This is a genomic window from Erythrobacter donghaensis, from assembly GCF_001557325.1.
In the GTDB taxonomy this organism is placed as follows: Bacteria; Pseudomonadota; Alphaproteobacteria; order Sphingomonadales; family Sphingomonadaceae; genus Erythrobacter; species Erythrobacter donghaensis_B.
Map to the genome: position 1 here is coordinate 1 of NZ_LSJS01000273.1, position 12,546 is coordinate 12,546.

Annotated in this window: 9 protein-coding genes, 1 tRNA gene and 1 pseudogene; 6 read left to right on the plus strand and 5 right to left on the minus strand. The window is 63.2% G+C overall.

Annotation, left to right across the window (positions count from 1 at the left end; genetic code table 11):
- The 4 genes and pseudogenes from AX692_RS15805 to AX692_RS20820 form a co-directional block, all read left to right on the plus strand.
- Nucleotides 1-514: hypothetical protein (locus AX692_RS15805; protein ID WP_230959477.1), on the plus strand; the 514-nt coding region annotated here is incomplete at its 5' end.
- 14 nt (nucleotides 515-528) lie between these two features.
- The gene (locus tag AX692_RS15810) at nucleotides 529-2,619 is read left to right on the plus strand and encodes a hypothetical protein (RefSeq protein ID WP_073977771.1); all 2,091 of its coding nucleotides are present in this window, start codon (nucleotides 529-531) and stop codon (nucleotides 2,617-2,619) included.
- Nucleotides 2,620-2,736: 117 nt separating this feature from the next.
- Nucleotides 2,737-3,879, plus strand: coding sequence for a hypothetical protein (locus tag AX692_RS15815; RefSeq protein WP_067399364.1), 1,143 nt, complete (start codon nucleotides 2,737-2,739; stop codon nucleotides 3,877-3,879).
- Nucleotides 3,880-4,087: 208 nt separating this feature from the next.
- Nucleotides 4,088-5,173, plus strand: a pseudogene (locus AX692_RS20820) (recombinase family protein); the annotation flags it as partial.
- Nucleotides 5,174-5,692: 519 nt separating this feature from the next.
- On the opposite strand, the gene AX692_RS15820 reads toward AX692_RS20820, so the two are convergent.
- A tRNA-Leu gene (locus AX692_RS15820) sits at nucleotides 5,693-5,779 on the minus strand.
- 209 nt (nucleotides 5,780-5,988) lie between these two features.
- On the opposite strand from AX692_RS15820, the gene AX692_RS15825 reads away from it, so the two are divergent.
- Nucleotides 5,989-6,972: a complex I NDUFA9 subunit family protein gene (locus AX692_RS15825; RefSeq protein ID WP_073974718.1), complete on the plus strand. Its 984-nt coding sequence runs from the start codon at nucleotides 5,989-5,991 to the stop codon at nucleotides 6,970-6,972.
- 268 nt (nucleotides 6,973-7,240) lie between these two features.
- On the opposite strand, the gene AX692_RS15830 is transcribed toward AX692_RS15825, so the two are convergent.
- From AX692_RS15830 to AX692_RS15845, 4 genes are all read right to left on the minus strand, one after another.
- The gene (locus tag AX692_RS15830; protein ID WP_073974720.1) at nucleotides 7,241-7,954 is read right to left on the minus strand and encodes an ATP-binding cassette domain-containing protein; all 714 of its coding nucleotides are present in this window, start codon (nucleotides 7,952-7,954) and stop codon (nucleotides 7,241-7,243) included.
- A complete protein-coding gene (locus AX692_RS15835; protein WP_155644873.1) occupies nucleotides 7,951-8,943 on the minus strand; it encodes a hypothetical protein in 993 nt (330 codons plus the stop codon). The genes AX692_RS15830 and AX692_RS15835 overlap by 4 nt, the downstream gene beginning before the upstream one ends.
- A gap of 225 nt (nucleotides 8,944-9,168) precedes the next feature.
- Nucleotides 9,169-10,047 (minus strand): dienelactone hydrolase family protein, encoded by an 879-nt coding sequence (locus AX692_RS15840; protein ID WP_073974716.1) that lies wholly within the window; start codon nucleotides 10,045-10,047, stop codon nucleotides 9,169-9,171.
- A gap of 97 nt (nucleotides 10,048-10,144) precedes the next feature.
- Nucleotides 10,145-10,606 carry a hypothetical protein gene (locus AX692_RS15845; protein ID WP_073974715.1) on the minus strand — a complete coding sequence of 154 codons (462 nt, stop codon included), beginning with the start codon at nucleotides 10,604-10,606 and terminating at the stop codon, nucleotides 10,145-10,147.
- 137 nt (nucleotides 10,607-10,743) lie between these two features.
- On the opposite strand from AX692_RS15845, the gene AX692_RS15850 reads away from it, so the two are divergent.
- The coding region (locus AX692_RS15850) for a PQQ-dependent dehydrogenase, methanol/ethanol family (protein WP_073977772.1) at nucleotides 10,744-12,546 on the plus strand (1,803 nt) is incomplete at its 3' end.

Below are 12,546 nucleotides of genomic sequence, written 5' to 3' on the forward strand. Positions count from 1 at the left end.
GCTCCACGAAGAGACCGTGGAGGAACTCGCCGACCCATCGACGCGTGCTCAGCTCCTGAGCGGTCCAATGACAGAATGGCAGCAGTGGGCGATAGAGTTTTCGCATCTCGAGCCAAAGCCATCACTGGATGCGACCCGCGGTGAGGCGTTGGAGTGGCTGAACAATGATCCTATGTTCTCTCGACCGCTGAGCGATGAGGGAGGCTGGTTTGAATGGAGCGACGCGGACGGGGTAACTCAGAGGCTTGCGAGCCCCCTGAAAATAGAGGCTGAGATCGGAAGGCTGGCTGAGTCTTTAGATGCCATCGAAACAAAACTGACTGATGAATTTTTGCTAAGAGCAAGTTTGGAGGAGGTCAGGTCAGAGCTTGAACGTGTCAATATTTTGTTTGCACGACTTGCTATTCTACAATGTGACTTGGAGCGCTTTGCGCAGGAACAGTCAGAACGGGAAGAGCAAGAGTGGGCACGTTTCGAGAACCAGTGGGAATACCTGAAGAAGCCGACGAAATGACTGGCGGCAGTAAGATGAACGCTGAGCAGCTGGACGATTGGAGCGGGCTGCTTGCTGGATGCGGCGGCCTCCAATGGGCCGCTGAAGCTGCCGCTGCGAAGATGTCCCAGTTGCGGCCAATCATAATCGGCGGGATACGCCTCGACAGCGAAGTTGCGGGCAAGCTTCCGGGCTGGGCGCCCTTTCAGCAAATCGAGGAGGAGCTCTCGGGCTATTCTTCGAACGCCGCACTGGGCGCCTATGGCAACCGGCTCGCTGGGATGCGGTTGCCGTGGACTCCGGGTGACCCGGAAGTATTGCGATTTAAGAAAGAACTCGTGCGATCCGCTACACCTATTGCGCGCCCTGACCAAGCTCTGCTCGAAGCACTTGGCTCGCTCGGCAAGATCGAGCAATTCGGGAACCTGGTAACCTGCGACGGGATTCCCATTCCCGTAGGCGAAGGGCAGATAAAGCAGTTCGTTGCAGCAAGATGGCCTTACGTAGGCGAGAACCTCCTCGTAAATGCAAGCAATCGCAAGGATCTTGCCATCAGCCACGATTGCCATGAGGGGCTGCTGGCCTACAGCCCCCGGATTCACTGCGAGAATCTGATCCAGCTACAGAAGCATCATCCAGCCCTGTTCTGGGCTGTCTGGCGGCGGGATTTCAAGGCAATCAGGCGCATCTTGTGGAAGGTGAAACGGGCACAACTCCAAGGATGGCTTGTTTCAGCCGAGAACCTGAAACGCAGAGACCGGCAAGGCCAGCGGCCGATTAACGAGAAACGTATCAGGGAAGTTTTGAGCGACCCTGCCATGCGCCTGATGTGCGGCACCGCAGTCCTGAGCGAGCTTGAGCGGCTCTGCGAGATTCTTGCCTGCCTCAATCGTTACAAGACCATCACGCGAGAGGGCATCAAAAGGTGCCTCAAAGAAAGTACCTCGATCAAAGAGATCATCGAAAGCGACAAACCTGGTGCGATTTACCTCGCAGGTGCTGTGGCGCAGATCCGGGGTTCGCACCCCTCTATGAACAAGTTTGAGGCAAGGGGGCACGGGGACCCCAAGCTCAGGACTATCGACCAGATCGTGAAGAACACAACGGCCTATGGGTCAGACAAGCCGCGCCTGAGCACGCCATTCGGAAAGAAACCGGCGCTGTATTTCATAGGCGTAGAGCAGGAGCTCATCCCGCTTGTGGCGATCATCATGCTTGTCGATAATCTCAAAGGACTGGAGGGAAGCTTTCGGCACAGAAGAGAAAAGGGCTCCACCAGCGAAGTCGCAATTGAGAATGATGTCGTTAGATTCGCGGCTGTAATTGCCGCTCACGTGCATACGCGCTGGGCTCGGGCTTTGCTGAACTCACTCAGCGAAGCCGAAAATAATAGGGAATGGCTGGAAGCAGGTATGCCTGGGAAACTCAAAAAAACACACACTCAGGAGGATAAACCCAGGAAGCTCGAAGCGATCGAACGCCCATTCGTCGGTGATCGCAATCACACGAGACTGTATGGACGAGCCCGAGAGCGCATCGAGCAGTTGCCGAAAGTGTTTGAGCCGGGCTGGACCCGCGGCTTTTTCTTCCAGGCTTGGATGCAATCCAGTCCCGAGGCGTCATTCCTCAAGAAGTGTGCGACTTTGCAAAGCTTCAGCAGGAAAGGGCTGACTGCACACAAAGCGCGAATGAAAAAGACGATGGCGGATCCCATCCCTAAGTTCACAGGCTCAGCAAAGACAACGTGGACCGGCCTACCGACAGAAAATCCGGTCGAGACACAGCACAACCGGATGAGGCCTTTTATCGAGCAGCTTCAGGGCCCCGACAAGATCGATCCCCGCTTTCGAAAACATTTTTTCAGGGAGCGAGATATCATCGTGTCCGAGGTCGGAATGCTGTTCGCAGCAGTGACACCCTTCACGCTTGATCCGTGCCTCCATGAGCAAATCACAACCAAGATTGAGGACAATGTAGCGCGATTCGCCGTCGAGGCGGCGTGGTATACGACCTTCCGCTCACCTTCACGCGGACGGCAGTTCTCGAAACCTTCCAAAGCGTCTGGGGCCATACGCTCCTTTGGGCGTGGCACGACACAGAGTCGCAAAAGGCTGGGCGGCCACTGAGCCGCGCAGCCTGAGCTTCAGAAACCATCGAGTTCTGCGAGGATTATTCAGACCGAGGCGCTGCGAAAAGCGAATCGCGAAAACAGGAGTGGCCTGTTTACTGCGAGGAGTAATGACATGGTGTCTAAAAATGAACACATTTCGGAAACCGAGAACGAAACGCTTGATGAAGGCGTGGATGCAGAACCTTGGCCGAACTATGATTCTATCGAGAGCGACGAGGATTCAATCGAGAGCGACGAGGAAGATATTCCTTCAGTCGACGAAGATGCCGCTGTGGAGCCTCAGGTTACTTCCGCCGAAGGTGAAGAATTCGACGCGGAAGATGATGTGAATCCGAACAAGGGCTTGCCCTTCTCTGTGCCGTCCCCAGTGCCTGGCGAGGAGAAGGTGCCGTATAGAGATCTGGTTCTGTGGGAACATCATCCCTCTAACGGGTCACGGCTTAAGGCGACCAACTTCGATGCCTTGTGCGCCAGCGCCAGTGACCCGGCCAACCTGCCGCCCTTGACGGTTCTCCGCACCAACAAGGGCATCATGATCATCGATGGCAGGCTGCGGCATTATGCCATCGGTGCAGTCCATGGCGAAGACAGCGACGTGAGTGTGCGGTGCGTTTTCTTCTCCGGCACCGAGGAAGAAGCGGTCCAGGCCGTGGCCGATTCTGCTCTGGGCGGCACACCGCGGAGCCAGATTGAGATGGCCCGTGCCATCCTCAATCTGCAGCGGGTTGCAGGCATAAGCCAAAAGGCGATCGGAGAACGCTACCCTATCCTCAAGAAAGATCAGGTCAGCCGCATGACGATAGCGGCGCGGACTGTGGAGCGCTTCCCCATCGTGTTCGAGCTTCTGGCCGAGCCCGACAGGGTGCCGATCGACACCTGCGTCAAATTTGCTCAGTTCATGAAGGCCGCCACCGATATGGAGCGCGCCCAAGTGCTCGAGAGCGCCGAAGTTCGCATGAGCGAAGGTGTGATGCTCAAGCCTGGCGACCTCTTCGATGCCCTTGGGATTGAAACGGAGGGCAGCGGCGGAAAAGCGAAGCCATCGGCTGCGCAAGATCCTTCGGACGTGCTTGAGACCGTGGATGTGCTGGGCTTCGACGATCAGCCAGTCGGCAAGATCGAGAAACTGGATGAACGTGTAATGCGCTTCCAGCTACCTGATCCGGCCACGATGACGCCTGATGAGCGCGAAGTGGCGGCACGGGCGTTCATCGCGGAAATCTGTGCTTACTTCGGACTTAAGGTCGCCGGGTAAGGCCGCGAGAAGAGGCTTCCGTGCCTTTGCCTCCAGCCTCACAGGTCAAGAACGGCGTCCCTTCCTCTTCTAGAGGACGGGGCGCCGTTCGCCGTTTGCCAATTTACAGTGACCTGCCTTTGGACTTGCCAATCACCGCGCAGGAGATTCAAATGGTCGCCGAGGCGCTTGGCGAGGAAATCGCAGCGCTATTCACCGGAGATGAATGATGCGCGCAAAGCCCGCAGCGTGCCAGGCGGCACAGAAAGCCTATTTGTATCTGCGCTTGTCCGTCGATGACGAAGGCGGAAAGGCGCTTTCGATTGAGGCTCAGCGTTACGCTGGACACCAGTATGCTGAGCGCAACGGGATCGACATTATCGGTGAGTATGTCGACAGCGGGCTGAGTGGCACGCTCAGTAAGCGGCCACAGTTCAACCGCATGATTGCTGATGCTACCGGGCCCGACCGACCAGTCCAGATCGTCCTCATCTACCGTCAGGCGCGCTTTGCTCGTAACATGCGCCTGTTCATTAACACGATCCATACTCTGGCCGAAGCCGGCGTCGAGATGGTCAGCGTGACCGAGAACTTCGGCGAGGGCCGCACCAAGCGGATGGGGCAGACCATCACCGCTATGGTCGATGAACAGCGCGCGATTGATGATGCGATTTATACTCGCAAGAGTCGGCGCGCGAACGCCCGCAACGGGTTCTGGAACGGTGGGCCCGTGCCCTTTGGCTTTAAAACATATGTCGCTCATACCGATGGTAAGAAGCAGCGGATGAAGCTTGAAATCGTGCCGTCCGAAGCGGCGGTCTTGCGGCAGATCTTCGATTGGGCGGAGCAGGGGCGCGGTGGCCGCTGGATCGTCAAAACGCTTAATGATCGCCGGGTAACGCTTCGTGGCGCGCGGTTCACAAACGGGAACTTAGCGGGCATTCTCTGCCGCGAGATATACACGGGGCTCTATTACGACAGAACAGCCGATGACGACGGCAATGTGCCCGATCGCGAAGATTGGATCCCGGTGGAGTGCCCCGCGATTATTACGCGCGAGCAATTCGAGAGAGTTGCGGCGCTGAGATCCTCAAGGGCACCGACACAAATGGCTCCCCACGTTGCCGCGGGGACAACGTTGCTGACGGGCATAGCAAGATGCGGCATGCCAGGCTGCGGATCCGGCATGACAATCGGCAGCGGCACGTCGAGGACCAAGGTCAAATACTACTATTACAAGTGCAATGAGCGGACGAACATTGGGCAAAGGTGTCGGTGTCCGAACGTTCGACGGGAGAAGCTCGATGAGGCGGTTCTCGGCGCTGTCGAGAAGCGCATCCTTGGCAAAGGGCGCCTTGAGCTCTTGCTCAAGGATGTGCTCGAACTGACCGACCAGAAGCGTCAACTGCTTGAGCAGGAACTCTCTCAGGCAAGCGCGGAGCGAACACGGCGGCGTACCGCGATCGACCGGCTCCTCGTTCTGATCGAAGATGGCGTGATGAAGGCGAGTGATCCAGAATTCGCCAATCGCCTGACGGAGAATCGTGAGGCCGTGGCCGCGCTCACCTCAAGGATTGAGGTGCTTGAAAGTCAGCTAGCCAGAGGCTCCCGGAAAATCACGCCTGAGGCTCTGCGGAAGTTTGCCGATCAACTGCGCGAGAAGCTTCACGATGAGGACAGCACCTTGCGCACCGCCTACCTGCGAATGTTCGTCTCGCGGGTAGAAGTTTCCGACAAACAGATCGTTATCAGCGGACCCAAGTCCGTGCTGGAGCGGGGCGTTGCAAAGGGTTTGCCGCGTCTTGAGGGGAGTGTTCCCATCTTTGACCAGCGTTGGTGCCCAGAAGAGGACTCGAACCTCCACGCCCTTGCGAGCGCCGCCACCTGAAGACGGTGCGTCTACCAATTCCGCCATCTGGGCACGGGGCCTTCGGTCATCGCTGCCGGAGGCCGGGTAGGCGCGGGCCATTAGCGAAGGGTTCGGGGGGCTGTCAATGCAAACCTCCCCTTGCTTGCGCATTTCGCCCGCACAGGGCCTCGCGGCCTGCTTCGCCCTCTTGCCTCGCCCGCGCGCTTGCCGCAAAGCACCCTCGCATCACGAGGCAGCCATCACGAGCGAGCACACCCCCCATGCCTTCCTCATCCCCCTCTTCCCCCGTCTCCTCCCCGCTCGCCGGAAAGCTGGTCACCGTGTTCGGCGGCACCGGCTACATCGGCAACTATGTCGCCCAGGCGCTGCTGAGCCGCGGCGCGCGGCTGCGGCTGGCGAGCCGGGCGCCGGCCAAGGCGCAGAGCCTCAAGCCGCTCGCCAATCTCGGCCAGCTCCAGCTGATGCCCTGCGACGTCATCAACGAGGCCCATGTCGCCGCCGCGCTCGAGGGGGCGCACCATGTCGTCAACCTCGTCGGGGCCTTCACCGGCGACCTCGAGAAGCTCACCGGCGAGGCACCCGGCACCATCGCCCGCCTGGCTGCCGAGCGCCATATCACCGCGCTCGTCCAGATCAGCGCGATCGGCGCCGACCCTGCCAGCCCCACCGCCTATGCCCGCGGCAAGGCCATGGGCGAGGCCAACGCGCGCGCCGCCTTCCCCGCGGCCACGATCCTGCGCCCCTCGATCGTGTTCGGCAAGGACGACCAGTTCATCAACCTCTTCGCCGGCATGATCGAGCTCTTCCCCGTCCTCCCCGTGTTCGGGCCCGAGGCGAAGCTCCAGCTGGTCCACGCCGAGGACGTTGCCGAGGCGGTCGCCCGCGCGCTCGAGCATCCCGAGCTCCACGGCGGCAAGACCTACGAGCTGGGCGGGCCCGAGCAGCTGACCATGATGGAGATCCACCGCCGCATCGCCGCCGCGCAAGGGCGCAGCCGCTCCTTCCTCGCCATGCCCGACGGCGTCTCGGCGACCTTCGCCGCGCTGCCCCTCACGCCCATGAGCCGCGACCAGTGGACGCTGCTCAAGCCCGGCAGCACGGTCGCCCCCGATGCGCTCGGGCTGGCCGACATGGGGATCGAGGCCAAGCCGCTGGGCCTGTTCCTCGACAAGTGGATGCTGCGCTACCGCAAGCACGGCCGCTTCGGCGCGGCGAACGAGCGGGCCAAGCGCCACGGCTCCTGACGGGAACGGCGCGGGGCAAGCCGCGCCGTGACGAGCCGCCAGAGGGTACCTGCAACGTGGCGCGAGGCGCCCCTCCGGCCCACCTTCCCGGACCTGATCGCGGGGTCCCGCTGTCCCTGGAGACGGGGGAGACGCGCCCGAGGGGCGCTTTGTCGCCCATTTCCGTCAACCATCTGCACCCGACCGGGCAGCCGCAGCGGGTCTCGCGCCGGAAGCGGAAACTGTGCGAGCGGGTGCGAAGTGGACATCGGGGATCGATTGCCTGCAGCTAACGGAGGGCCGCGACCAACTCACGCTCGAAGCGGGCGGCATCATTCCGTCCGGCACGCAATCTCGCCTCGTCCAGCTGCAAGCTCACGCGGCCCTTGGCCAGCACCATCCCACTATCGCAGAAGCCGCACAGCGTGGTCAGGTCATGCAAGGCAGTGACAAGCGTGAGCCCATCCTTGACCATCCCTGCAAGCGCAGCCCGGACATCGAAGGCCGCAACGGGATCGAGCCAGTTGAAGGGCTCATCAAGGATGACGATGCGAGAGGGCAAGGCAAAGGCCAGAGCCAAAGCGGCGCGCTGGCGCATGCCGGACGAGCATGCGCCCACGGGAACGTCGAGCAGTTCGGCTATGCCGAGTGCCTGCCACAGGGCCGCGTTGCGTTCCTGCTGATCTGCGACCCGTTCCCCCGCAAGCTCGAGCAGCTCGCGCACTTCGAGCAAGGCTGGGAGATGCTCGATAGGCGGGGCGAAACCGATTGCCTGCGCGCGTGCGCTGCGGTTGTGGGCCTGCTGCTCGCCGAAAATCGTGCAGCTGCCTGCCCCGATCGGAAGCCTTCCGGCAATGGCGCGCAGCAGCGTGGTCTTGCCCGAACCATTGGCACCGATCACCCCGAACCAGCTGGCAGGCGCGATTGCGGCACTGAGATCATGGATAACCGGTCGCCCGCCGCGATTGACCGTCAAGCTGGTGAAAGCAATCGCGGCGGTCATGCCAGCAGCCATCGCTTACCCGATCCGAGGCGGGCCAACCACACAATCGCGGCGGCAAGAACAACCGGGCCGAGCGGCGGGACTGTCAAAGCCGCAGAGCCCGCAGCGGCGATCACTCCGGCAACGGTCCAGTCGGCGATCAGGCGGCTGAACGCGCGATAGGCGAAAATGCGCGCTGTGGTCAGGACGAGCAGGCCAAGCGCGACAGCAGCCGCCACCCCGGCCGCAAGCCAGTTCTGCACAAGAGCCGACACCACCACAAACGGCAGGAGCAGCGCAAGCTGCCCGGGCAGCCAACGACGCAGGAGCGAAGTCGGGGAATGGCCCATCAGCGTCATGTAGCGCACCGTGGCAGCATCAATGCCTCCCGTCAGCACGATGACAAGCAAGCCGTAAGCGCCAGCCCAGATTGGGGCGAAATACCCATCCTGCGGCAGGATCGCACCGATCGCGGCAAGCACGGCCGCCGCGCTTGCCGCGACCATCGGCGCACGCCTTTGCCGAATCAGGTTGAGCCTTCTTCGCGGGGTGATGTCTCGCCACCAGCGCAGCATGCGCTCGCGCACGAAGGGAAACGCCAGCCCGCCGATCACCCCGGCGCATGCCCCCAAAGCCGCGGCCCCCGGATCGAGGATGCCGACTGCGGCCATCCCAAAGAACCCTGGCAGGATGACGGCGACAAGAAGCGGGCCGACGTAGCCGAGCCATTCGCCGGGGCGCTGGGCGAACCGCGCGAGCACGCCTTCGCTCTGATGGAACCAGAGCCGCTCGATCAGAGCCTTTGCGATCACCGTCGCGATCAAGGCGCTTGCACCGTAAGCGACGAGATGGCGGAGTTCGTCCGGCAGTCCTCCGAGCCAAGCGCGTGCAACCAAGGTGAGCAACGGCAAGCCGATCAAGACCGTCAGCAGGTCGGCGGTGCTTCTGGCTATCTGTCGGACAGCCGCTTTCGCTGTGGCGACGTCGAGTCGGAGAATGGCAAAGCGCAAAGAGAGCTCCACACCGGCAAGATGCCAATTTCGCAGCCTGATTTCATCATTAGCGCCGCCCGCGCTAAGGCAACGCCCCATCCAAGATCGGCCTCACGCCTTTCCGCTCCCGGCCCATTTCGTGGCATCAGGCCGTGGCAGCCAGTTCCCCGAAGGCGGGCGCCTGACTGCCCCCGGCGCAGGTCAGCGCGCTCGCGGCCATGCGTTCCGGCGCAGGCGCGCGGGCTACGCCAGCGCCGCCTTGTAGAGCGCCAGCAGGTCGGCCTCGCCCGTGGTCGCCGCGTCCACGTTGTAGACCGGGCTGTCGGGCACCATCCAGCCGTGGTCGCCGGCGTAGACGTCGATCTTGGCAGGGCGTCCGGCGGCGATCGCGGCCTCGCGCAGCGCGGTCTTGTCGCCCGGTGCCTTGGCATCGTCGTCCTGCGCGATGGCGATGAGGAAGCTCGCTTCGGTCTTGGGGAGCAATGCGTGCGGGCTCATCGGGTTGCCGGGGCGCACGAGGCCGCCGCCGTGGAAGCTGGCCGCGGCCTTGATCCGGGCGGGGACGGCAGCGGCGCTCCACACGGTGAAGGGCCCGCCCATGCAATAGCCCTGCGTGCCGATCCCGCGCGCGGTGTCGACGCCCTCCTGCTGGTCGATCCAGGTGGTGATCGCGGCGGCGTCGCGCATGATCGCTTCGGCGGTGAGCTTGGCGCGCCACGGGCCGACCTTCTGGAAGCCGCCGTCCGCGATGAAGTCGGCGAAGTCGGCGAACTGTTCGCCCGCGACGTCGCGGTAATAGGGGTTGACCACGAGCACCGCATGGCCCGCGCCCGCCAGCTTCCTCGCAATGTTGCGCTTGGCCTCGCGGATGCTGGCGATGTCGGGCCACAGGATGACGGCAGGGTGCTTGCCTTTGTCGGGCTGGACGAGGAAGCCGTCCATCGTCCCGTCGGGCGTGGCGAAGCTGACGCCCTGTTCCTTGAGACCGGCGGTGACGCTCGCCTTGCCCTCGCTCGCCCCTTGCGCGCAGGCCGCCAGCGCCGCCGCGCCGCTCAGCGCGCCGAACTGGCGGCGGCTGATGGCGCCGCGCGCCCACTCCTCGAGCTTGCTCTCATCGCACATGGTCGATCTCCCAACGGTCGGTCCGGCATCTGTATTCAGAGGTTTACGGTTTGGCTAGACCTTCTCGTCGTGCGCCAGGCTGCGCCGGAAGCTCCGCTCAGACGCGCGTGGCCGGCTCCAACCGGCGGAGCGCCCATTCCGGCGTGCCGATGCCGACTTTCATGTTCACTGACTGTTGATGCTTCAGCCACCAGGTTGCCTGATGGACATCGTTCGCCACCCAGCGCGCATCGCCGCTTTGGCGGTCAAGCACCAGCACCGCATAGCCCTTCGCCGACAGCTCGCGCGCTTCGTCACGCTCGGCCTCGGTCATCACGTCGCCCTTGCGCCAGCTCACCACCCCGGGATGCGCACCGCTGGTGGGCCGGACATAGAAGGCTGCGACCGGGCTGGCAGGATCACCCATCAGGACCGTCTCGCCGACGGTCGTGAGCGCCTTGCCGGGCTGATCCATCAGCGCCAGGCCGACAAGTCCGGTTCCCAGCACCGCGACGGTCGTGGTCGTACCGAACTGGCGGCGCGATACAGGCTTGCCCCTGCGATAGTCACTGGTACCCATTGAATTCCCCCTTACTGCCGACAAGCGGCATGAACAGTCTATCTCGACCCGACTAGGGATTTGCACATAGCAAGGCGATGGACAAGGGCCCTGTGGAGCGGCAACATGGGTCAAAAGAACTCAGGGGAGAGGCATTGATGGACTTCAGGCGCTGGGCTGCAGGGGCGGCCGCGTTGCTTTCGGCCGGGATGCTGGCCAATTGCAGCCAGATCTTCGCCAGCAGCGGGGGCGAGGGCGTCACCACCGCGATGCTCGTCGGCGCAGACGGCGATTCGGCCAACTGGATCAGCCACGGGCGCACCTATTCCGAACAGCGCTTCTCGCCATTGGACGGGGTTAACCGCGGTAATGTCGGCCAATTGGGCCTTGCCTGGTATGCCGACATGGATACCGGGCGCGGGCAGGAAGCGACGCCGATCGTCATCGACGGCAAGCTCTACCTCACCACCGCGTGGAGCAAGGTGAAGGCCTTCGACGCAACCACCGGCGCCAAGCTGTGGGAATATGACCCCGAGGTTCCCGGCGAAACCGGGGTCAAGGCCTGCTGCGACGTCGTCAACCGGGGCCTCGCTGCCTATGGCGACAAGCTGTTCTTCGGCACATTGGATGGCCGCCTGATCGCGCTCGACCGCGACACCGGCAAGCCCGTGTGGGAGACGGTCACGGTCGACCAGTCCAAGAGCTACACCATCACCGGCGCGCCGCGCGTGATCGATGGCAAGGTGATCATCGGCAATGGCGGCGCGGAGTTCGGCGTGCGCGGCTTCGTCGCCGCCTATGATGCCGACAGCGGCAAGCAGCTCTGGAAGTTCTACACCGTCCCCGAGGGCGGGGACGCGAAGGACCAGCCCGCCTATCTCCAGAAGGCCGCGGAAACGTGGAACATGGACGTCCTCGGCGCCAGCGACGCGATCGGCGGCGGGGGCACGGTGTGGGATTCGATGGCCTACGACCCCGAGCTCGACCTGCTCTATATCGGCGTCGGCAACGGCTCGCCCTGGAACCGCGCCTACCGCAGCCCCGCCAAGGACGGCAGCGGCGGGGAGGGGGACAACCTCTACCTCTCCAGCATCGTCGCGATCCGGCCCAAGACGGGCGAATATGTCTGGCACTACCAGACCACCCCCGGGGAGACGTGGGACTTCACCGCCACCCAGCACATCGTGCTCGCCGACATGGAGATCGAGGGCAAGATGCGGAAGGTGCTGATGCAGGCGCCCAAGAACGGCTTCTTCTACGTCATCGACCGCGAGACGGGGAAGTTCATCTCGGCCAAGCCCTATGTCAGCATCAACTGGGCGAGCGGGATCGACCCCAAGACCGGCCGCCCGATCGAGAACCCCGAGGCCCGCGTCGACCGCACCGGCAAGCCCGCGCTGGTGATGCCGGGCGCCCTGGGCGGCCACAACTGGCACCCGATGGCCTTCAGCCCGACCGAGAAGCTCGTCTACATCCCGGCCTTCGAGGCAGGCATGCTCTATGCCCCCGAGGCCGGGTGGAAGCCCGACAAGGCGCGCGGCTTCAATGTCGGCTTCAACCTCGGCGCGGGCGATCTGCCGCCCGATGGCGGCTTCCGCAAGCAGGTCGCGGGCACCTTGCGCGGCATGCTGGTCGCGTGGGACCCGGTGGCGCAGAAGCCGCGCTGGACGGTCGAGCATCCCGGCCCGTGGAATGGCGGGCTGCTCGCGACCGGCGGCGGCCTCGTCTTCCAGGGCACCGCGGGGAGCGAGTTCAACGCCTATGACGCCGCGAACGGCAAGAAGCTGTGGAGCTTCGCTGCGCAGACCGGCGTGGTCGCGCCGCCCGTCACCTACACCGTGAACGGCGAGCAATATGTCGCGGTGCTGGCCGGGTGGGGCGGGGCCTATGCGATCACGGTCGACGGCGACCTGTTGGCGAGGAAGGCCCCGGTGCGCAACATCTCGCGCCTGCTGGTGTTC